The sequence below is a fragment of the Peribacillus loiseleuriae genome (assembly GCF_001183985.1).
Taxonomy (GTDB): domain Bacteria; phylum Bacillota; class Bacilli; order Bacillales; family DSM-1321; genus Peribacillus; species Peribacillus loiseleuriae.
This window is the reverse complement of record NZ_LFZW01000001.1, coordinates 2,482,321-2,503,503: the sequence shown is the minus strand read 5'-3', so window position 1 is coordinate 2,503,503 and position 21,183 is coordinate 2,482,321. Positions and strand designations below refer to the sequence as shown.

Below are 21,183 nucleotides of genomic sequence, written 5' to 3'. Positions count from 1 at the left end.
AAAGGTCCCTCATGCTCCTTAACTAACTTATTAAAAAGTCGTCTTCTTGATGCCTATCTCCTGCATCGCCTTTACAGCTGTTATTTCTCCTGATTTCCATTGATCATATACTTGTTTAAATTCTTCCGTAACGATTGCTTTGGGACGACCAAATACTATGCCACTTTGCAATGCCAAATCAATTCCCTCACGCTGCCGTTTTCGAATTCGGTCCTTTTCTTCTTCCGCCATCCAAGAAAGAATCTGCAAAACGAGATCGGCAATGAAGGTTCCTAAGCTATCTATCCTTAAATTGAGTCGTATCAAGCAGTGGCATATCCACGACCACAATATCTGCCTGAATATTTTTTGTAATGTCAATCTCTTCTTTGTTCCGGCCAAAACAATCTAAGGAATGGATGTATAGCACATCTCCTTTTCTCAACATTCGTTTAAGCAACTGATATTGGGTTCGATTGAAATCCTTGCCACTTTGTTTGTCCATAAAAATATCTCGTTCGCCTATCCCCTTTTTTTCATAGCCTCGAGTTGCCGTCCCTCATTTTGCTCCTTGCTACTACTCTTATGTACCCACACTTTCGACCATCCATCTGTATCTACCTCATCTTCATTCCTTTTACTATTATTCTACTAAAAAAACGTTCGTAAAAGCATATGAAAAATAGTGAGCGTTCGTAAATATTTTTCAAAGTTTTACGAACACAAAAACCCAAATGATTTAAAGCAAAAATAACAATCATCATAAAAAATAAAAACACATACTCTTGTTGCTTTAAAATAAAGTTTGATAAAATTTACATTAATTCCCTTAATAAACAAAGAGAAAAAGATTGTTTTAAAAAAGTTTGATCATTTTCTACCTGTGTTGCTCAACAATCACACCCGATTGTTGAAGTAGGTTTTATACCTGTTCTATTTCTTCTTTGGCTTTTATTAATACATTCTGTATAAATGATGTTTTTGCCTCAGTATATAAAACTCTATCATAACGATAATTTTCAGCTAATCCTTTTTTTAACCGATGATATTCTTTTAGTACATCTGAATTATTTCTTAAATAATTTCTCAAAAGGAGTTGGTTATTCCAGTGTTCACTCTTAAACTCGTAAAAATGTAAATGGTGTGTTCTTGCTCTCCATTGTCCTTTTCTAAAAAACGCCTTTCAGGAAATTCTTTATGATATACAATTTCCCTTTTTAACATTTCTTCAATATCTTGTTCTTTTCTTTCCTCCCACCAACCTGCATCATTATAAAGTTTCATGAGTTCGATTGCTTTAATTGTCCTTTCATAAAATCTAAAATAATCAAGTTCCAAGCCGCTATCCCCAATTCGTTTTTATTCTGATTTCACCTAGAATAGTACAGAGTTGTCTTCTTCAACTAATCTCCCCGTTAACACAATAAGAAAAGGCTATTCAAAGACAGCTATAATTTTTCACTATACGATTGTGGAAGAACATTGCTTAAACCTTATAAAAAAATCTTCTTTAGCATTGCCTTTTTTCCGTAGTTAAGGAAGTTGATTTTCACGGTAGAGCAACCTTCCCTTTCTTACATGCTGTAGTGCTAACGCCCGATGTATGCTTCAAGCCTTTATCTAAAAAAACACCTAAAGAAAGACCGCGCCTAAAGACTACTCGAAGCAGCACAAATGAATATGACGGGAAATATATTGATATTGAGCAAGGGAGTTTAATTAGTCATAACTAAGATTTACTTTCACCAGGTATCCTTACTCTTAACCGTAAAGAACAATTAATTCTTGACAGTGACAATAAGGCTAAATAACAATCTTGTACATCTGCTAGTAAAGGTAATATATAAATCAAGGGCGATAATCGGTGCCATTTAAATTAACCTTCCTGAAAAATATTGAATTAAAATGAACATGCAATCGATTTTCATTGATAACAAGAATAAATTCTCGTTTTTTTACTTTTCATTGACGTTAATCGGATATAATAAATACAGAGCAACATTTAGGTTTTTATTTGTTCTAAGAGTTGATAAAGGGGATGCCTCAATGAATAAAGAGAAACTATTAAAAAAGCTTCAGAATGCCCATCAAGGTAATTTATTTTCACTAGAAATTCCTAAGAATACTAAAGAAGATGAAATTAAGATTGAAGAATTGGTTAAAGAATTAGAAAGAGAAGGAAAAATTAAACTAAGAGAGTATGTGCAGCGAGAATACTCCGTTTATTTACATGGAATCATTAAGTATGTATCCGATTAATCGGGTACTTTTTTATTGGAGTTAAGAAAAAAGTAATAGAGACTTTTGAAAAGAACAGAGTACATATAACCCACCTTATATGTACTCTGTTCTTTTGTGGCAACAAAAAAAGGTGATGTATCCAGCATAGTGTATGCTCCAACTTTAAAGTACCTGGTTATTGGAGCATTTAAGGTCGAAGCGACCCGTTATGATCTGTAGACAGGAGGTTTCCTTTCCTTACATGTCGTAGTGCTGCCTCCCGAGAAACTGGCCCTTAATGAAAAGAAGCGCTGTAAAAGCGCCCGTTTATTGAAGATCTGTTGTTAAATTATTATCACTTATTGAAGTCCATAAATTATAAAACTTATATATAAAGTTTTGTAGTTTATTCATAAGTTCAATTCCTTAATTCGCTTTCATTTTGAGTATCCTATGTTAATTAATATCAATTCGAATTCAAGTATTATTCTGAAATTAGCTCAATCTTCTCTACTATGTTTTTTATTACTATATTTATATCTGTATAACCATAATACCGAACATGTATGACGGCTTTTCCTTTAGAAGCAAATACTTCTTTAGAGTCCTCTTCCTCATGAACAATCAAAAGATCAAAGTCTGGATGCTTTATTTCAACAAAAATTTCTATTATCGAATACCAACAATATTATTTATATTTAAACATTAAACACGTTAAACCCCGTCCTAAAATTAGGTCAGGGTTTAACATAAAGTTACTTCTGTATTATCTGAACAAGGTTTCCGCATGTATCGTCGAAGACAGCTATTGTGACCTCACCCATTTCTGTCGGCTCTATAGTAAACTTCACGCCGTGTTTCAATAACCTATCGTACTCTTTGCGAACATCCTCAACACCAAACATTGTTACAGGTATGCCTTCTTCAAATAGCTTCTTTTGATACTCTTTGGCTGCTGGATGATTATTTGGTTCGAGCAAAAGCTCAGTACCATCTTGCTTCTCGGGAGAAACAAGCGTAATCCACCTAAATTCTCCGCTGGGAACATCGTGCTTTTTTACAAAGCCCAGCGTTTCTGAATAAAACTCTAGTGCCTTGTCTTGATCTTGTACGAATATACTAGTAACAATAATTTTCATATTATTTTTACCTCCTTTGATATTTGCGATGTATGGTGCTGTGCTAACAATCTGGTTGTAAGCAAAAAAAACACGTTCATCCGAAATCCTGTTCCTATAATGCCATTTTTACTGAACCATTCAAAACACACTCAGTGACTTCATCCACTTTTTATTCCCTTACTTACGTCTGCGGGATATTTTGTTTCTTGTTTTTTTATAAAATTACTCTATCCATCCTTTCAGCAAGTTTTTAAATGGTTCGTTGTTGAACATAAGTACTCGATATTTTCCCTTTCGTTTTGATTTTACAAGCCCTGCACCTTCCAATACAGAAAGATGTCTATGTCGCGAAATGGTAAGGTTGTGCTTCATAATGAGACGTGCCGTTAATTCATACAACGTCAGCTCGTTGCGTTCGGATAGTTCGCTAATATCAGTCGCTGAGTGCTTTGAATATAGCGTCTTTATCCCACATACATCAATTATAAGCAACTTATAGTTTCTTATCAAAGGATCTGTATACATGCAATCTTTCTCTCCAATAACCTAAGTTTACTTCATCAGCTAGAAAGAAGTAAACTTAGGACGTTTAATAAAACTCTAAGTAACTCTAAGTAACTCAAATCAAAACCACTTTTTACGTAAGCAACTAAACCTAAAAAGCACATATTCCAGAACTAATAAAGGGATAATTTCATATCTTTTCTATTATTAGATTCCCGTTGATATTTACTTATTAATGAACTCCCGTTACTTGAATAAACAAGCGATCTTCATTATTGAAGAATCGCACCCTTTTGTTAAGTACATTTCTTCACAAACTTGTCCTTTTTCACACTTCATTTATTACAGCAATGCTGCCCCGTTAGTGGAACAAGTGAAAAAAGCTGCCGAAGCAGCAGCCACAGTTCTTAAATTCTTGCACCCATTAGCCATCCATGAAGCGCAAAAATCAGCGCTTCACCACAGAGAATGAAAATGTTCGGAACCGTCAATACTGGTTCTTAATCCAGTCAATCCAAGCCATAGTTCAATGATTTGTGGCTCTCTCCATTTTTTTAACGAATGAGCAGGGTCTTCTTCGGTATTGTCTTTTTTCGAAGTTACAGGAGGTTATTTTCATGGTAGTTGAACAAAAAATCTTAACACATAATAATGTTTATTCTATAACAAAAGATAAGAATTTCAATATAACATCTTGTCATACTGTAAGATAAGAAATTAGTGGGTTATATTTTACAGTTTATTATAGGTGGAACAATTTTGGTATCAAACCGCTCTGGTATCCACTGGAGCTGTGCTACTAATTAAATCTGGACGTATTCAGCAATTACAATATTTCGATATACCCTTCTGTTCCACGCACGCGAATTCGTTGCCCGTCTCTTATCAGTTTAGTAGCATTTTCCACCCCAACAACTGCTGGTAAGCCATATTCACGTGCGATAACTGCTCCATGGGTCATCAGTCCACCAACTTCGGTGACTAGGCCTTTTATGGATACAAACAATGGTGTCCAGCTAGGGTCAGTAAAGGAGGTGACTAATATATCTCCATCTTCTAGATCAGCATCTTCCATGTTTAAGATGACACGTGCTCGTCCCTCTATAACTCCGAAAGAAACAGGTAGACCTACAATAGCTTCGGCTGGGAGATTTTCTCGTTTGTACTCACCTACAATGAGTTCACCATCAGACGTAATAACACGTGGTGGAGTTAGTTTTTCATATAATTTGTACTCGTCTTTTCGTTTGCTGATGATCTGGTAATCTAGTTTATTTGTGCTTACAACTTTGTGAAGTTCTTCAAAAGTTAGATAGTATATATCTTCTTTTTCATGAATAACATTGGCTTGTACGAGTTGTTCGGCTTCTGTCAGTAAAGCCTGCTTATAAACGAAGTAGCGATTAACCATGCCGTATTTTGGATATTCCCGATAACCGATGAAGTTCCGGATTAGGTCGATCATTCGTTTTGTTTCTTTGGCTTTTTGTTCACCATTCGGTAATTGCTTCAATCGATCTAATAACTCTTGTTCTTTTTTCAAAGCAACTTGCCGCCCTTGCTCAAATTTCTGATTGCTAGCATTGGGCTCAAAATTTTTGATATTACTAAGAATAACGGGGACAAGTGTAGTTGGTTTTTCGCTCCAACGAGTTTTAGTAATATCGATTTCTCCGGTACATCGCATTCCGTATTTGCTGAGATAATCATAGATAGCGTCTTGGGTTTCCTGTCCACCATCAAACTTAACCAGTTCATCCAAAAAGTTATCATCTTTTACATGTTGTAAATAATCAATTACTTCTGAATAAGGACGAATCACATCTGCGACATCCAATAGCGCCAGACCCATTTCCGAAGTAATATTGTTTGGTACAGATTGAGAAAGGGTGTCGGCTGCGTTTTTTTCACCTAACCACTCGTTCATATTTTCATTGATCCATGATGAAGCATCTATAGCAGCCATAAACACAGCTGAACTTTGTGGGTCAAATAAAATCTTCTTTAATATCTGGATATCTTCCAGAATGAAATCAAATAAATCCGATCCTAATTTCGTTTGGATGTTTTGTTTTAACTCTTCTATCGATGTTTGACTACTCTTAATCAAATCAGAAACGATTGTCGGGTCGTTTTCGATTTGTGCTTGAGAAACCGCAGGCGGCATACCTGTACTGCTTATACTGGGACTAGGCACTTTTTCATCATCTGGTGACGATTTTATAAAATCTTCCCGTTCTACTATGGTCACGAGTGCGTCTTTCATGAGCGGATCGTGTTGTCCCATGGCATTTAATAACATTTTTCTACTGTCAGGTGAAGCCAGCTTATGTGTGACATCAACAAATAACCTTCCACCAGCTTTACGCATGGGTGCATTTGTTGTTAACAGGAAAAAAGACAGTCCCAGTGGTTTCATGGGGTCGGTCATCATTTGTTGATGACCGACAGATACATAGACGTGATTTTCTTGATCATTCGCTTCAGGGATGGGGTATAAAGTAGTGATTGGACGACTCTGGACGATATAAAATGTATCATCAACCAAACACCATTCGATATCTTGTGGGCAACCAAAATAAGCTTCGATCTGTCTTCCTATGCGTGCTAGTTGTAATATTTGTTGTTCAGTAAGTGTTTGTGTCTTTTGCTGATCAGGATCGATCTGCTGTGTCTCTGTTCCGCCTTCTTTTAGTGCATAGATAGCCAATTTTTTGGTTGCTATCATCTTATCGACGATTTTATCTTCCTGTACTTTATAACAATCGGCAGATACCAAGCCAGAGACCAGAGCTTCCCCAAGACCAAAACTGGCATCGATTGATAGTAACTTTCGGTTAGAGGTAATCGGATCAGCGGTAAATAAAATCCCTGAAGCCTGTGGGAGAACCATCCTTTGAACGATAACGGATAAATAAACTTGTCTGTGGTCAAATCTATTTTGTATTCGGTATATTACCGCTCGATCCGTAAATAGAGAAGCCCAACATTTTCTGATATGCTGCAAGATTGCTTCTTTTCCGATGATATTTAAATAGGTGTCTTGTTGACCAGCAAAAGAGGCATATGGTAAATCTTCAGCTGTCGCACTAGAACGCACTGCATAAGCATGTTCATCGCCAAACTGAGAGAGATAATCAGCAACTGCTTTCACAACATCGGAAGGAATTTCTACTTCCATAATGATTTGTCGAATCTTTTTGCTGATTTCACCAATTTGATCACGATCCTCTACTTTTAGCATTGTTAGTTGATCCAACAATGCTTGAAACGTTTCGTTTTGTTCGATGGCTTTTTGATATCCTACTGTTGTAATACAAAATCCTTCTGGTACTTGTATTCCTTCAATTTTTGATAATCCCCCTAAATTTAACCCTTTTCCGCCAACGAGCAAAAGCTGTGTTTTTTCTATCTCCTGCAAACCGAGAACCAAAGAACTCATTCTACATCTCCCCTAACCATTAATGTTCTATTGATTTTAGCAGTAGTAAATGAGAATAAAAAGTCTATATTAACCATTTTTTTAATGCTATAATTAAATTAGGAAGAGTTCAAAAAAATAGCTAGACCTTACCATAAAGTATGAAGTTGAAGATCTTAGTTATATAACACCTCCCCCCTGAAGGAAATCGATTAAACGTTCATAATTTCGCTTCTATCAATTCTTATTTTGGCGTTTTCGAGTATCATATTCTTGAAGATGGAAATTTAAGTACTTTAAATAACATGCCACTTATCCCATTAATTAGGGATTATAGGGTTGACCCACTTACCGCGATTACAAATTTTACAGATAATGGATTTAACTCAGAGTTAACGAGGCGAATCTTAAATAATCCTGAAATAAGACAGCGAGTTATTGATAATATCTAGAATCTGGTTAAAAACAAGAATTACGCTGGAGTGAATATTGATTTTGAAAGATTGCGTGAAGAAGAGAGGGATATGTATAGTGGCTTCTTACGCTCGTTACGAGATCGGTTAAAACCAGAAGGATATTAAAACAAATGATGATTCCTTGGATGAAAGGATATGACTATGGAGGTATTGGAGCTGCTGTTGATTTTGTATTTATCATGATCTATGACTGGCATGAAGCGAGTGGTCAACCTGGGCCAGTAGCTCCTATTAGAGAAGTGAGAAAACGATCGACTATGCTCAAAATTTTATGAGTAGAAAGAAAATCATCCTTGATGTAGCAAGATATGGTTATGATTGGACAATGTCTAATGGAACAGCAGTCAAGGCTCGTGCTTTTTCTGTTTCCAGTGCAATCGAGACAGCTATGAAATATCAAGTACCCATTCAATATTCTATTCAAGACCCGCAGCCTTTCTTTCAATATCACGACGAATCTGGCATGAAACATATCGTATGATACGAAGACGCAAGGGCACGTGCTCAAAAACTCCAATTGGTGGTTGATTACCGTTTAAAAGGAATCAGAGCCTAGCAATTAGGTTTGAACTTTTCTCAATCTGCTTATTTAGTAAAGGAGTTTTTATCAAAAAGATGTTTGATTTAGATAGTCCATTTTTATAACCATTAAAAAATTCTCATATTGAGCTCACCACCTTCTTTATCCTTTTTTTGATCGACATCACTACTGTGATCCCTGTTCATAACAGTAAAATAATACGATTACGGTAGTTTATCTCCAATGATATTGAATAAATATTCGATTTTTATTCGGCTGGTCGCGGACCGGTATCCACACCAGAGTTTTCTACTGTCATGATTGGGCGAACAGTTACGTCAGCATTCACACGAATTTGACAAGATAAACGTAAATGATCTTCAATTCCTTTTTCCAAAAATGCACTCTTTTCTACATTAGTTAAATCACAAAACTCACCTGCCAATACTTCTACTCTTCAGGTTGTACATCTCGCCTTTCCTCCGCAACGGTGTAGAATATTTACTCCGTTATCTTCGAGTGCTAATACTAACTTTTTCCCCTTTTCCACTTCAAATGTTCCTCGTCCTAAAATAGTTACGTTTGGCATTTTATTACCTCCTCTATATGATGAATACTAAAGGCCTTTAATATTGTTATCATCTTTTATCATAATCCATATTAAGACATGGAATCGGTAGCAGAGACCCTCAGTTTTGAAATCTGAGGAGGTTTTTGATTGTCGATATATAATGAATTTCAAGTGTCTATTGATAGTATACGCATAATAAATAGATTGAAGTCGGACAATTTAGTACCAGGACAAGATTTAACATTCCAACGAATATGTATATTGTTCAGCCTAGGGATTCTCTATATTCCATTTCTCTAATGAGTTTCATTTCAGTTGAAACACTACGTGTCTATATAACGGTTTATAATCGGATCTATTGATAGTTGGAATGAGGCTATATTTGCCCCCAGACTGTTTATGGCATCATAAAAATTGTAGGTTATGGCATTTAATTAGTGCCGTGCAGTGCCGTGCACTAATTAAAAAAACCACTGTCAAACATTTCGTCAAACCTGGTTCAGTGAGCTACCTCCATTAATAGGTCCGTAAATTTTATTCTTGGCAGCATATTATATAAGGATAAACTGAAATTTCGTGCTTCTTCTGGCGTACCCTTTTCCAAACGGTCCACCCTAAGCTTTGCTTTATCGCTATTTACTCCTTCAAGACTATCAATATTATTTGAAACCCATGTAAGGCGTTGAACTAGAGCTTTGCTTCTTTCCTCAAGGTATTCCTTTACTGAAGAACGAACCGCCAGTCTGGTTTCTGCTAGCTTAGTTATTTTCCGCTAATTTCCAGAAATAAGATATTCCTCAAAGGCTTTATGAAGTCTACTGCCAATTACAGATACATCACCTGAACGAATATGGTCTCTTACTTCCGTTAAAGCAGCCATCTATAGTAATGTCGATTAATGGTTCCCTCTTCATCATACACATGCCTTTGCCATCGTTTTGGCACAAAATCCAATGGAGCTCCTTCTGGAACCTTTCTCTTCCCAGACTCATTCATTTCATTCAATGTTTTTCAGGCATGTAATAATGGTTCAGCTGCTTTTGTAGAACGAAATTCTAATGATTTAATAAGGGTAGGGGTATACTTTCTCAAATAAGTAAACCGATTCTCTAGCAAGTCAAGATAATCAAAATCCATCGGCCGTGCAAGCTTTTTTCTTCTTCAATGGAAGTAATGATTTGATCCCAAGGCATGACTTTTTCAATAGTACTAAATGGATCAAGCCCTTCATCTCGTGCTCGAATAAGTGCTACCCAATATCTGCAAAATGAACGACTTTTTCATTAACTAATTTTCCGTTTTTTGTATTTATCCTTGTGTTTTTCAACTTTTTGACTGTAAAATCATCATTTGTCGATTATGAATTTCATTCGCTTGGTCAATTAAATCCTGACTAATAGTCATAAGATAGTATTGTCTTTTCTAAAGTGGACATAACTGGTTCCGTCGATGCAGCAACTTCAGATGGGAAAATTGAAGTTACTAACGTATCGGCTGATAAGATTTTGAAATTGAAAACCAAAAATGACGACATGATTTTGTCAGAAGTGAGTATTAAAGGTTCCATTGATGCATCCATTTCAAATGGCAATATAGAGGTGACAAAAGTTGCGGTTGACGACACATTGAAATTAAAATCAAAAAATGGCGATATTACTGGAACCGTGAAGGGTTCATATGATGTCTTTAGTATTTCAAGCAACGCCTCCAAAGGAAAAAAATAATCTCCCAGAAAATAAAGGTGGGGGTGCTAAGACTTTAGATGTCAGCACGAATAATGGAGATATAAACCTTGAATTTGTTGATTAGTCGTTAAATAATTTTAGTGAAGTAAAAGGTTGAACTCTAATAAATATGAGTTAATATATTTATTTAGTCTTATCATTAAAAATTCTAAACAACGCAATAACTATTGATAAAATCTCAATTAACAGAAAACTATTAAAAAAAATTTTCAAACCACTTGTTGGAGATTTTGATCCGAATCCACTTAATACCAAAAACAAAACGCCAATACAAAATAAGAAATACGAAAATTTTTTATTGTTATTATGCAGTTGAGAGGTTTATTCAGAAGTCAAAAGCGTTGATGTATTAACGATTTATAAACAATAAAAACGAAAGACGTTAACCCCCTCCTTATTCAACTAAATGGCAGGTTGTTGTTTTGAAATAAAGTTTGATCAAAAATACCTTAAAAACCTGTTTTTTTATGGTAATTAAGAAGAATTAAGTTTGATTTTTATATAAAAGTTTGATCATTTTCTACCTATGATGTTCAACAAACGCGCCCAATTGTTGAACATCAAATCCATTTTTCAGGAACACTCTTGTTATTCGGGACTATTTCTGGCTACGCTGCTTCTCCTGCTTCTCCATATAACTGCGCATCCGTCTCATATATTCGGGTGCGTCCATCGGATTCCCGGCGATCATTTCAATGATACAGAGTCTTTCGGCACATTCCTTTTCAGCTCGGGTTATAGCCTGATCAAGCTCTCCATAGGTCCGAACCGTAACGGTAAACGCTTTGCCACCAAAGGCTTCGGCCAGCTTGGTGTAAGACCATCGAGGGATTTGGTTGTACTTTTGATCCTCTGTTTTGACATTCAAATATTTCTCGATCGTATAACCATCGTTGTTCAAGACAAAGATTATGGGCTTGCAACCGTAATAAAGCATGGAACTGATTTCTTGGGCTGTCAGCTGAAGGGAGCCGTCCCCCGTAAACAGTAGCACCCGACGTTCCGGCGCGGCAATACTGGCACCGAAGGCCGATGGTGTGGCGTAACCAATGGACCCCCAGCCTCCTTGACCAATATATGTTACATTGCTCGGCAGTCTCACCTCCGCGATTCCATTATAGAACGTCCCGGTCTCGGCGATCACAATATCACTTTCTTTCAGCATGCGCTGAAAACGGGGATAATAGCCTGCCGCCATTAGAGGTTCGTCGGCACTAGCTGTGACTTGATCGTAAGGAAATGACAATTTTCCCGCCAGCCCTTTGCCCTTGTAACCCACTTTCTGCACTGCTTGCAGCATGTCGGCTGCTAGAACATTCGGATATTCCGCCTCAGCAACCTTGACCATATCCGGTTGAATATTGACAGTCACCAGTGGGTTCAACTTTGCGGTAAAATTTGCGGTGTTGGTGTCCGCCCATACCATGCCGACCGCAATGATACAGTCTGCATTTTCTACCATGCTTTGGACTTCGGAACTTCCGAAAGAGCCTAGATACATTCCGTAATAATTCTGATGGGTTTCGTCGAATGCTCCCTTCCCGAACATCATCGTCACAACAGGCACGTTCATGGCTTCGGCCAGCTGCCGAACTGCTGTCTGAAGGCCGAAACGCATCGTTTTGACGTCCACCAAAATGGCTGGCCGGTGGGCACGCTCCAGCAGCTGTCGGACATGATCTGCCGCGGCCTGAAGGGTTTTCAAGTTGGACATTGGACGCGGCGACATCGGCTCTTCACGAGCCGTGATCGGCTTGGTCACTAAATCATCGGCAACAACCAGGTATACCGGCTTTTTCTTTTCCTTCGAAATGCGAATCGCAGCCGGAATTTCAATCTTGGCGTTTTCCGGCGTAAGCACCGCGGTATAAACCGCAATATGCTCGTACACTTTGCGGAAGACATCAAAATTCCCATCCATTAGGGTGTGGTGCATCAGCTTGTGCTCCTTTTGATCCTTATCAGGAGGCGCACCCACAACGTGAATTATTGGCACATGCTCGCTGTTGGCTCCCGCTATCGCATTGCAGGCGCTGAGCTCCCCGACTCCGAAGGTTGTAATAAGAGCGGAAATGCCTTTGATTCTTGCGTAGCCATCCGCGGCATAACCCGAGTTTAGTTCATTCCGTCCACTTATAAACCGGATGCCGTTATACCGCTTCAAAGTATCGAGCAGTGTAAAATTATAGTCCCCTGCGACGCCGAAAATTTCGGTAATACCCTCCAGCTTCAGGCAATCGAACAAATACTGGCCAACCGTTTTTTGAGGCGTTCCGGTTTGCGTGCCAGAGCTGCCCACAGTCATCATGTTATCCATCGCCCTCCCACTCCTTATCCATTTCTTAGGCTTGTTCTCTTTTATAGTACCCTTTCATTGAACAGGTTATCCCGCGTTCGGAGCGATGTTCTATGCGTTTATCCTTTAAATATTTTGTAATCTTCTTTAAACTAAACTATAGTGTAATTACATTTCTTTACAATCCACACACTAAAATTAACATAAATATCCAGACCTTTTTGGAAGTCTTATTCATGACGAATAGGTAAGGGTTTGAATTTATCGCTCCCTTTTCCCCTCGCTCACACCGTAGGTGCAACTTTCATCGCATACGGCGTTCCAACTAATCCAATTCATTCAATTCTATATATCTAATGAAGCTAATTTATTGGTTCCAAAATTCAGATTGGGTCATTTTTGCTTTATTTTCGAAGTTCATTGACCTTTTCTTTCTGTTTATGATCGAGTTGTAAAGAATTAAGTAAAGCTTTAATTTTTTCAATATCTTTTAGATGTATTAGCTAGTGTACAATTTGGTATTATTCATTTAGATCACTAATGAACAATTAAAATAACAATGCGGTCCACCGTTAAACCAAATAATAAATCCTAATAAAATTGAATGAATCGTTTATAGACAGCTCGCGCTTTTTTCGCTTCATTCGTACCGTGAATAATCGAACGGCCATCCTCAAAGAAAACGATTCGATAATCCTCAAATTTACATGAAAGCAAATATCGGTTTAATACAGGATTAGTAACGTGATTCTTCAATCTCTCCAACAAGTAAGGGAGGGAATAAGTTTTCGGCTTTAGCCCTGGTCGAAGCTGGACAGCATCTCTTCCACATAATACATCTGTTTTCATTTGGTTTTCAAACAGTAAAAAAGGGTAGGATGGATGTTCTCCACATGTTGGACAAAGTTTATTTTTTAACTGAGTCACATTGATCTCCGCTTTTTCATTTTTCCAAATATCCATTGATTGAAGCATCGGAAAAAGTGTTTCTCCTGAAAGAATCTGTAAAACTTGTGTAACTTGTAATGCCGCAGTAATTTGAACGATCGGACTTATCACGCCAACAGTATCACATGTCATCCCATCCATTGGCAAATGATTTAATAAACAGTGTAAACAAGGTGTTTCTCCCGGAATAATCGGATATGTAAGTCCATAACTTCCAACACATGCTCCAAATAGAAATGGAATTCTATGTTTCAAAGCTGCATCATTCACAATTAAACTAGTTTCAAAATTATCAGTAGCGTCCACAATCACTGAATGATCTTCTATCAATTCTTCAATATTCAGCCCGTTAACATCCTGTATGAAACTATTAATAATAATTTCGCTGTTGATTTGTTCGAGTCTTGTTTTGGCAGCAATGGCTTTTGGTAATTGGTTTCTTACGTCTTCTTCCGTATATAATTGCTGCCTTTGTAAATTGCTTAGATCGACATAATCTCGATCGACTATCGTTAGACGCCCGATTCCAGCTCTCGCTAACATTTCTGCACTTGCAGATCCAAGAGCTCCAGCACCAATGATGATTACACTCGCCTCTTTTATTTTGGCTTGTGCCTTACTTCCTAAAAATAATTCCTGTCTTGAATATCGATTCGTCAAGATGTCACCATTCCAGTTGTTGGACTGCTCGCTACCGCATACTCTTTTTCTTCTATTCTTCCAGCTTCAAAACCTAATCTCCCTGCTTCTATTGCCAGCTTCATTGCTTGAGCCATTTTAACAGGGTCTTTCGCACCTGAAACAGCTGTATTTAGTAACACTCCGTCCGCACCAAGTTCCATCGCAAATGCTACATCTTTAGGTGAACCAATACCCGCATCAATGATCACCGGAATCGAAGACTGTTCAATAATAAACTTTAAGTTAAGTGGATTGATAATTCCCTTACCAGAACCAATCGGTGATGCACCTGGCATAACAGCGTGTACCCCAAGTTCTTCAAGACGTCTTGCTAACACAACATCATCGGATGTATAAGGTAAAACAATAAATCCTTTTTCCAATAACATTTCAGAGGCTTTTAATGTTTCAACAGGATCTGGTAAAAGTGTTCGATCATCTCCAATTATTTCCACTTTAATCATGTCACATAATCCAGAAGCTTTTGCCAGTTTCGCAATCCGCACCGCCTCTTCAGCTGTTTTTGCACCAGCCGTATTAGGAAGAAGCGTATATTTAGACAAATCTAGTTGTTCAAGAAAATTGGGTTGCTCCTCTGAAAAAATATTCATTCTTCTAACAGCAAAGGTTAAAATTTCTGCTTCCGATACTTCTACCGCCTTTTTTTGAATATCAAACGATGGATATTTACCAGTTCCTAACAAAAGTCTTGATCGAAACGTGCGATCGGCAATTTTTAACATGTTTCATCCTCCTCCTACAAAATGAATAATTTCAACGACATCCCCATGTGAGAGACTCATTGTTTTATAGTTTTCTTTCATGACAATTTCCTTGTTGACCTCAACTACGACAATACGGTTTTCTAAATGATAGTGGGAAAGTAATTGTTCAACCGTATTGACTCCCTCTTGATGGTCAACATTATTTCCATTTAATATGATGGACATTTTTTCACCTCCTTAACAGCAATGGCTGGCGGCGGTCGATTTTAAAGGCCTCCACCCATTCGTTTTTTATTTGTCTTTTAAGTATCAAATCACGAATCATTTGCCCCGTTGCAGGAGCAAGTAGGATTCCATTTCGATAATGCCCTGTAGCAAATAAAATCCCTTCTTCTTCAGGATGGTGCCCGATGAATGGTTTTTGATCAAATGTTTGCGGACGCAATCCAGCCCAAAATGAATCCAATTTCATATCTGCAACAGTCGGAAGCATCGTTTTTGCCTTCGCAATTAAAGTGTCCATCCCACTGAGACTAACTCTTTCATTCCAGTCATTCTCAATCATGGTAGCCCCAATCACAAGCCTTCCGTTATTTCTCGGCACAATATAATAATGATCATGAAAGATTGTATGTTTTAAAGTCGCTTTTTCATCTATTACAGATAGACATTCCCCTTTTACAGGAGTCAATTGATGGTCTAACCCAAGCTGTTTAAAAAATGTTGTACTCCAAACCCCATTGGCAACCACAACATGCTTAGCTTCAACATGACTTGTTGCTGTTTGAATTAAGAAGCTATTATCTTTCTTTTGAATATCTAGTACAGGGGAAAATTCGAACAGAGAAGCCCCAAGTATTTGGGCACTTTTGGCAAATGCCTGACAAACAGCGATTGGCATAACATTGACATCGTCTTTCATGTAGGCTGCTCCTAATAGATTGGAAGAAACATCAGGTTCCCTCTCCCGTACAGCCTCTTTATCGAGCCATTTTACAGTCGGTTGAGATAAGATGGACCGAAGCCCATTTCTATCAGATTCATTGTAAGCCAGCTTTAAAATCCCACCTTTTCTGTACCCTATATCGAAACCGCTCAAATGATTTAATTCTTCTTTAAGTTGGGAATAGGCATACTGACTGCTTCTTGCAAAAGGGAAAAACACTTCAAAATCCCCATCACATTCAGAGTGAGCTCCAAGCATACCACCTGCGGCACTTGTCGATTTCGAACCTATTTGATTGCCTTCAAACAATGCCACATTCATCTTTTCCTTTGCTAAATAATAAGCAATTGAGCAACCAATTACTCCGCCGCCAATTATGGCTACTTCAAATTTTTGATTCATGATTTATCGCCTCATAATACTGTTTTGTTGAAGTGAATGGTTTTTCTGCGGAAAAAATCCCTGATATCACCGCTATGCCATCTGCTTTCACTTGTTGCAAAGTATCTATTTTATTCAATGTAATACCACCAATAGCATAAACAGGGATCCTTAGCTCCTCTTTCATTTCGAGAATAGGCTGAATGCCATTTGGAGTCTTTCCTTTTTTACTATTGGTCTCAAAACAATGACCATATAAAACATAGTCCGCGCCATCTCTTTCCGCTTTCTTTGCTCCCTCATAAGAATGAACAGAGCGTCCAACCCTTATATGAGGAAAATTTTGTTTAACCAGTTTTACAGGAAGACCTTTTTCTGGTAAATGAACACTGGGGATACCCATTAACAAAGCAATATCCAAACGGTCATTTAGGATGATTTTATCTTTTTCAACACCACCCTCTTCCATATACTCGAGCAAGGTGATGATTTCTTGAGCTGTTTTTGTTTTTTCGCGTATTTGGACAATATCGATCTTATCTTTTATCCCAATGATCTTAGATGCCAGATCACGAACTGATTGCATATCATCTGTTACAGCCATTAGCTTCACCTTTATCTCTCCTTAAATCCAATTAAAAAGCCGTTAGAACACCTTCTTCTAAAACCATATAGTATCAATCCCATTCAGCATTTTTTGTCCATAAAAAAAACACTCTCCTAAATAGAAAAGTGGTTTGGTTTGAAATTTGTTCACATGCAAACAAGTACAAACATTCGCTACTTTCCTACGCAGGTTCTAACCTGTTCAGGTTTTGAGGGTTTAAAAAGTAACTACTTTATTCTCAGCCCTTATCAAGGGATCCCCTAGTAATTTAATAATTCGATTTATTTGATTATTCAGATTACAACTATAAATCTAACACATTAATTGGAATGTTTCAAGTGAATTCCATTCTATTTTAATCCAGTTTTAAATAATCCTTTTCACGCGAAACATGCTTTCTAAACCTTTCTATTTACAAAGAATAACCTATGATATCCTTCATCCTTATAACTATTAATCACCAAGAATACTTCTTTAACATTTCGATATTTCTGTCGATTTTAATTGTATCCAAAACTTTACGACTATTAGATATTAGTGCGGAAAGGAATTTTTCTAACATTCCTTATTTTATGCCCCCTTAAAATCCAACTAGGAATATCTGTTTATTCCACCTGCCTAAACAACTTGCTTTCTGTATCTAGATTAGATTATTGGATGTTTCTTCAATGACATTATTTTCTACAAGGTCATAAACTTTAGTAAAAATTATAAGGACATACTTTCTAAGTAATGATTGTCGCGATATTACATGACAAGCCCACCATCGACAAATAAAGTTTGTCCTGTCATAAACTGACTCCAATCTGAGGCTAGAAACAATACGGGCCCTGCTACATCTTCTGGGGTAGCAATTCTACGGAGAGGGGTTTGGGATATGATGAGGTCCTTTAACTCTTCTTTTGTACCCTTACTTGCATCCGTCGGATAGACAAGGCCCGGAGCAACACAATTAACCCTAATACCAAAAGGTCCCAGATCCGCAGCTAGATTACGGCTATAACCCATAAGTGCGGTTTTAGCTGTAGTGTATTCATGATAAGGAACAATCGGTCTTTCAACTAAGTTACTAGTCATATTAATGATGCTGCCATAACTCTGTTTTTTCATAATAGGCAGGACTGCCTGACACATATAATGTGTCGAACGCAAGGTTCCGTCAATTTGCAGCTGATAATCTTCCCAGTTTAGCTCCCATGCCATTTTTCGTTGATTGGCATCAAAAATGTAAGATTTAAAGGCATTATTCACGAGAACATCAATTTTCCCTGCTTCCAATACTTCTTCTATCATCTGATTGACTGACGATTCAGAAGTTACATCGGCCTGTATAGCCCACCCTTCACCACCAAGTTTAGTACATTCTAGAGCAACTTGTTTGGCTGCCTCTTGGTTTTGCAGGTAATTAATGATCACCAAGGCTCCTTCCTTAGCAAATGCACGAGCAATACAAGCTCCTATTCCTCGACTAGCTCCCGTCACAAGTATTACTTTCCCATGAAATTTTTTCATTTTTTCTCCTCTGTTTTTATATTAGGAAGAATATCGTCACTTACTACCTCATTCATATCGATTTTGCTATCGATTAGTCCTAGTTTTTGATACGTATTTGCCGCTTTCTGCAACACCGATTTATCAAGTACCCCTAAACCTTTGCTCTCGGTTTCAGGAGAAACACTCGAAGCATTTCGCAATGTAATAATTCTTAAATTTTGTTGTTCATCTTTTCCGTCAATCGCATATTCTGATGCTAGTGAAGCGGCTTCCTCTGGGTTTTTGATCATCCACTGTGCGCTACTCCGGTATGCTTCTAAAAAGGCTTTCAGAGTCTCTTTCTTTTCTTTATACGCCTTTTCTGTGACAACAAATAGATCGCTAGGCACATTCAAATAATCTTTTACCTGTATTACATTTACTTCACCTAATCCTTTTTGTTTACCAATGACTAACCCTGTATCTGTTGCAGCTGTAGCATCCACCTGCCCCTGCATCAAAGGAGCAAAATTCAACAGACCTGTCTCCACGATTTTTACATCTTTTTCAGCAAGACCAGCTTGATGTAGAAGAACTAATAAATTTTGACGGGTGCCGCTTGTTAAACTATATACGCCAATTGTTTTCCCTTTTAGATCCTGTGGCTTGATAAGGTTTTTGTCTTTACGTGATACAATGTTAAATACATTTTGGGGATAGATATTATAAATCACTTTCAATTTTTCTCCTTTGTCTAATGCAAAGAATAAGGAGCCGGGATCTGTAAACGCAATGTCAGCTTGTCCAGTAACAATATTTTTAATTGCATCTCCGCCACCAGCTCCGGGAATAACGGTTACTTCTAACCCTTTATCTTTGAAAAACTGTTTTTTCTCATCCACTAATAAATTCGTTTGCTCTGTAATCGGCTTACTCCAATTTGCTACCCTGATCGGTTGCAGTTTAGCAGAATCGGATTCCTTACTTGCCTGTTCCTTAGCTCCACATGCCGTTACAAACATTAACACCAATACCAATAAAACCGCTAATATAACTTTTGCCTTCATTTTTCCTTCTCCTTCATAAATCGAATTAACCATTTCTTCTCCAATAGTTGGACAACCCGATAGAGAATCATCCCCATGGCCGTTAACAAAATTAAGGTGGCGAACATTAATGGTGTATCCATCATTCCCTGTGATGCGATAATTACCGCCCCTAAACCATCACTTCCTCCAACAAACTCTCCTATCACTGCCCCCACAATTGCCAAGACAACTGCTACGCGCAGTCCAGCAATAATCCCTGGCATACCAGCAGGTATCTTTAATTGTATTAAGATTTTCCAGCGGGAAGCTCCTAGCATTCGAAAAAGTTCCTGCTTCTGCTTGTCCGTATACTTTATAGCTGTAACGGTATTCTCCAACAAAGGAAAAAAACAAATTAGTGCCGTAATTACGACTTTAGAAGTCATTCCAAATCCAAACCAAAGTATAAATAGGGGGGCTAGGGCGAGCTTCGGAACTGCTTGACTAGCAATGATATAAGGAAATAGAAGCTTCCGTAAAAAAACTATTTCTCCCATAATAATTCCAGTCATAAACCCGAATAATCCTCCAAAAAACAGACCTAGTATCACCTCTAATGTTGTTCGGATAATATGCGGCGTGAAGTACCCGCTCTTTATGCCATCTAAAAGAGTCCTAAAGATTACAAAAGGACCCGGAAGTACAAGTTCTGACATGGATCTTGCGCTTATTTCCCATACAAATAACAAAATAAGAAAAAGTAATACAGAGTATAACGGAAATCGTTTCATGACCGTTCGGCCCCCATGACCTGACGTACATCGAGGCAAAGGTCATTAAAATATGGGCTGTACCTCACTTCCACTGTTCGCGGCTTTGAAAGCTGAACAGCTGTTTGATAGATAATGCTACCTTGATCCATGACTGCAATCCTGTCTGATAGGTAGACAGCTTCCGAGATATCATGTGTAATAAAAAGAACTGTTGTATTTTGTTGTTTACATATCTTTAAAAGGTCGTCCTGTAATTCTTCTCTTGTAATCGCGTCTAGGGCTGCAAATGGTTCATCCAAGAACATCATAGACGGCTGTTGAATAAGCGCCCTTGCAATGGCTACACGACTCTGCTGACCTCCTGATAATTGTGCTGGGTACCTTTGGATATATTCTGCTAACCCAACAGTCTCCAATAACTTCATGGCGTTCTCTCGATCCTTTGTTGTCACCTTTCGTCTAAGGGAAACAGGCAACAGAACGTTGTCCATTACAGTTTTCCATTCTAATAAGGTTGGTGATTGAAAGACAAAGCCGGCTTCAGGAGATGGCTTAACAACTTCCTTCCCATTCAGGAAAATGCTTCCGGTATCAACTTGCAACAAGCCTGCAGCGAGCTTTAATAAGGTCGTTTTTCCACACCCGCTCTTCCCTAGTAAACAATGAAACTCCCCTTCTTCAATTCCCCAGCTTACTCGATTGATAACTGACCCTTTGCCTTGATAACTGTATGTCACATCATTAACTAGCAAAAAAACCATTCCACTA

18 protein-coding genes, 5 pseudogenes and 1 riboswitch are annotated in these 21,183 nt (G+C 37.8%); of the genes and pseudogenes, 5 read left to right on the top strand and 18 right to left on the bottom strand.

Going from position 1 to position 21,183, the window contains the following annotated elements; translation table 11 throughout:
- Positions 1-30: 30 nt before the first annotated feature.
- The 3 genes and pseudogenes from AC625_RS11650 to AC625_RS27760 form a co-directional block, all read right to left on the bottom strand.
- Positions 31-590 (bottom strand): annotated as a pseudogene (locus AC625_RS11650) (recombinase family protein).
- Between the two features lie 311 nt (positions 591-901).
- Positions 902-1,099 (bottom strand): annotated as a pseudogene (locus AC625_RS28560) (GrpB family protein); the annotation flags it as partial.
- Positions 1,066-1,317 carry a hypothetical protein gene (locus AC625_RS27760; protein WP_053178084.1) on the bottom strand — a complete coding sequence of 84 codons (252 nt, stop codon included), beginning with the start codon at positions 1,315-1,317 and terminating at the stop codon, positions 1,066-1,068. The pseudogene AC625_RS28560 and the gene AC625_RS27760, both read right to left, overlap by 34 nt.
- Before the next feature lie 708 nt (positions 1,318-2,025).
- On the opposite strand from AC625_RS27760, the gene AC625_RS11640 reads away from it, so the two are divergent.
- Positions 2,026-2,238, top strand: a complete 213-nt coding sequence (locus AC625_RS11640) for a hypothetical protein (RefSeq protein WP_049681428.1) — start codon at positions 2,026-2,028, stop codon at positions 2,236-2,238.
- Between the two features lie 716 nt (positions 2,239-2,954).
- Here the strand turns inward: AC625_RS11640 and AC625_RS11635 are convergent.
- Positions 2,955-3,338, bottom strand: a complete 384-nt coding sequence (locus AC625_RS11635) for a VOC family protein (protein WP_049681427.1) — start codon at positions 3,336-3,338, stop codon at positions 2,955-2,957.
- 204 nt (positions 3,339-3,542) lie between these two features.
- Positions 3,543-3,795, bottom strand: a pseudogene (locus AC625_RS11630) (ArsR/SmtB family transcription factor).
- 279 nt (positions 3,796-4,074) lie between these two features.
- Here AC625_RS11630 and AC625_RS11625 point away from each other — a divergent pair.
- Positions 4,075-4,296, top strand: a complete 222-nt coding sequence (locus AC625_RS11625; protein WP_049681426.1) for a hypothetical protein — start codon at positions 4,075-4,077, stop codon at positions 4,294-4,296.
- A gap of 354 nt (positions 4,297-4,650) precedes the next feature.
- On the opposite strand, the gene ppsA is transcribed toward AC625_RS11625, so the two are convergent.
- Positions 4,651-7,266: a phosphoenolpyruvate synthase gene (gene ppsA, locus AC625_RS11620; protein WP_049681425.1), complete on the bottom strand. Its 2,616-nt coding sequence runs from the start codon at positions 7,264-7,266 to the stop codon at positions 4,651-4,653.
- 565 nt (positions 7,267-7,831) lie between these two features.
- Here ppsA and AC625_RS26750 point away from each other — a divergent pair.
- Positions 7,832-7,996: a hypothetical protein gene (locus tag AC625_RS26750; RefSeq protein WP_180320094.1), complete on the top strand. Its 165-nt coding sequence runs from the start codon at positions 7,832-7,834 to the stop codon at positions 7,994-7,996.
- Positions 7,993-8,202 carry a glycoside hydrolase family 18 protein gene (locus AC625_RS11615; protein ID WP_049681424.1) on the top strand — a complete coding sequence of 70 codons (210 nt, stop codon included), beginning with the start codon at positions 7,993-7,995 and terminating at the stop codon, positions 8,200-8,202. Before AC625_RS26750 ends, AC625_RS11615 begins: the two co-directional genes overlap by 4 nt.
- A 307-nt stretch (positions 8,203-8,509) precedes the next feature.
- Here the strand turns inward: AC625_RS11615 and AC625_RS11610 are convergent.
- Positions 8,510-8,830: pseudogene (locus AC625_RS11610) on the bottom strand (2Fe-2S iron-sulfur cluster-binding protein).
- Positions 8,831-9,314: 484 nt separating this feature from the next.
- A pseudogene (locus tag AC625_RS27755) lies at positions 9,315-10,222 on the bottom strand (Tn3 family transposase); the annotation flags it as partial.
- 17 nt (positions 10,223-10,239) lie between these two features.
- On the opposite strand from AC625_RS27755, the gene AC625_RS11600 reads away from it, so the two are divergent.
- Positions 10,240-10,536 (top strand): DUF4097 family beta strand repeat-containing protein, encoded by a 297-nt coding sequence (locus tag AC625_RS11600; RefSeq protein ID WP_180320093.1) that lies wholly within the window; start codon positions 10,240-10,242, stop codon positions 10,534-10,536.
- Positions 10,537-11,155: 619 nt separating this feature from the next.
- On the opposite strand, the gene AC625_RS11595 is transcribed toward AC625_RS11600, so the two are convergent.
- The 10 genes from AC625_RS11595 to AC625_RS11550 all read right to left on the bottom strand — a co-directional run bounded on the left by AC625_RS11595 (position 11,156) and on the right by AC625_RS11550 (position 21,176).
- Complete coding sequence (locus AC625_RS11595; RefSeq protein WP_049681423.1) at positions 11,156-12,874, bottom strand: alpha-keto acid decarboxylase family protein; 1,719 nt, start codon at positions 12,872-12,874, stop codon at positions 11,156-11,158.
- Positions 12,875-13,444: 570 nt separating this feature from the next.
- The gene (locus AC625_RS11590; protein WP_049681422.1) at positions 13,445-14,461 is read right to left on the bottom strand and encodes a ThiF family adenylyltransferase; all 1,017 of its coding nucleotides are present in this window, start codon (positions 14,459-14,461) and stop codon (positions 13,445-13,447) included.
- Positions 14,458-15,225, bottom strand: coding sequence for a thiazole synthase (locus tag AC625_RS11585; RefSeq protein ID WP_049681421.1), 768 nt, complete (start codon positions 15,223-15,225; stop codon positions 14,458-14,460). Before AC625_RS11585 ends, AC625_RS11590 begins: the two co-directional genes overlap by 4 nt.
- A gap of 3 nt (positions 15,226-15,228) precedes the next feature.
- Positions 15,229-15,432 carry a sulfur carrier protein ThiS gene (thiS, locus tag AC625_RS11580; RefSeq protein ID WP_049681420.1) on the bottom strand — a complete coding sequence of 68 codons (204 nt, stop codon included), beginning with the start codon at positions 15,430-15,432 and terminating at the stop codon, positions 15,229-15,231.
- Positions 15,433-15,436: 4 nt separating this feature from the next.
- Positions 15,437-16,555 carry a glycine oxidase ThiO gene (gene thiO, locus AC625_RS11575; RefSeq protein WP_049681419.1) on the bottom strand — a complete coding sequence of 373 codons (1,119 nt, stop codon included), beginning with the start codon at positions 16,553-16,555 and terminating at the stop codon, positions 15,437-15,439.
- Positions 16,539-17,138 (bottom strand): thiamine phosphate synthase, encoded by a 600-nt coding sequence (locus AC625_RS11570; RefSeq protein ID WP_245644988.1) that lies wholly within the window; start codon positions 17,136-17,138, stop codon positions 16,539-16,541. The genes thiO and AC625_RS11570 overlap by 17 nt, the downstream gene beginning before the upstream one ends.
- Positions 17,139-17,302: 164 nt before the next feature.
- Positions 17,303-17,413, bottom strand: a riboswitch (TPP riboswitch).
- Between the two features lie 475 nt (positions 17,414-17,888).
- The gene (locus tag AC625_RS11565; protein ID WP_049681417.1) at positions 17,889-18,653 is read right to left on the bottom strand and encodes an SDR family oxidoreductase; all 765 of its coding nucleotides are present in this window, start codon (positions 18,651-18,653) and stop codon (positions 17,889-17,891) included.
- Positions 18,650-19,681: an ABC transporter substrate-binding protein gene (locus AC625_RS11560; RefSeq protein ID WP_049683704.1), complete on the bottom strand. Its 1,032-nt coding sequence runs from the start codon at positions 19,679-19,681 to the stop codon at positions 18,650-18,652. Before AC625_RS11560 ends, AC625_RS11565 begins: the two co-directional genes overlap by 4 nt.
- Positions 19,678-20,433 (bottom strand): ABC transporter permease, encoded by a 756-nt coding sequence (locus tag AC625_RS11555; protein WP_049681416.1) that lies wholly within the window; start codon positions 20,431-20,433, stop codon positions 19,678-19,680. Before AC625_RS11555 ends, AC625_RS11560 begins: the two co-directional genes overlap by 4 nt.
- Positions 20,430-21,176, bottom strand: coding sequence for an ABC transporter ATP-binding protein (locus AC625_RS11550; protein WP_049681415.1), 747 nt, complete (start codon positions 21,174-21,176; stop codon positions 20,430-20,432). The genes AC625_RS11555 and AC625_RS11550 overlap by 4 nt, the downstream gene beginning before the upstream one ends.
- Between the last annotated feature and the right edge of the window lie 7 nt (positions 21,177-21,183).

Coding starts and splice junctions, on each gene's coding strand:
- AC625_RS11570 (WP_245644988.1), bottom strand. CDS start 17,138: ATGGCTGTAACAGATGATATGCAATCAGTTCGTGATCTGGCATCTAAG.
- thiO (WP_049681419.1), bottom strand. CDS start 16,555: ATGAATCAAAAATTTGAAGTAGCCATAATTGGCGGCGGAGTAATTGGT.
- AC625_RS11560 (WP_049683704.1), bottom strand. CDS start 19,681: ATGAAGGCAAAAGTTATATTAGCGGTTTTATTGGTATTGGTGTTAATG.
- AC625_RS11595 (WP_049681423.1), bottom strand. CDS start 12,874: ATGGATAACATGATGACTGTGGGCAGCTCTGGCACGCAAACCGGAACG.
- AC625_RS11615 (WP_049681424.1), top strand. CDS start 7,993: ATGAGTAGAAAGAAAATCATCCTTGATGTAGCAAGATATGGTTATGAT.
- AC625_RS26750 (WP_180320094.1), top strand. CDS start 7,832: ATGATGATTCCTTGGATGAAAGGATATGACTATGGAGGTATTGGAGCT.
- thiS (WP_049681420.1), bottom strand. CDS start 15,432: ATGTCCATCATATTAAATGGAAATAATGTTGACCATCAAGAGGGAGTC.
- ppsA (WP_049681425.1), bottom strand. CDS start 7,266: ATGAGTTCTTTGGTTCTCGGTTTGCAGGAGATAGAAAAAACACAGCTT.
- AC625_RS11635 (WP_049681427.1), bottom strand. CDS start 3,338: ATGAAAATTATTGTTACTAGTATATTCGTACAAGATCAAGACAAGGCA.
- AC625_RS11555 (WP_049681416.1), bottom strand. CDS start 20,433: ATGAAACGATTTCCGTTATACTCTGTATTACTTTTTCTTATTTTGTTA.
- AC625_RS11550 (WP_049681415.1), bottom strand. CDS start 21,176: ATGGTTTTTTTGCTAGTTAATGATGTGACATACAGTTATCAAGGCAAA.
- AC625_RS11640 (WP_049681428.1), top strand. CDS start 2,026: ATGAATAAAGAGAAACTATTAAAAAAGCTTCAGAATGCCCATCAAGGT.
- AC625_RS11585 (WP_049681421.1), bottom strand. CDS start 15,225: ATGTTAAAAATTGCCGATCGCACGTTTCGATCAAGACTTTTGTTAGGA.
- AC625_RS11565 (WP_049681417.1), bottom strand. CDS start 18,653: ATGAAAAAATTTCATGGGAAAGTAATACTTGTGACGGGAGCTAGTCGA.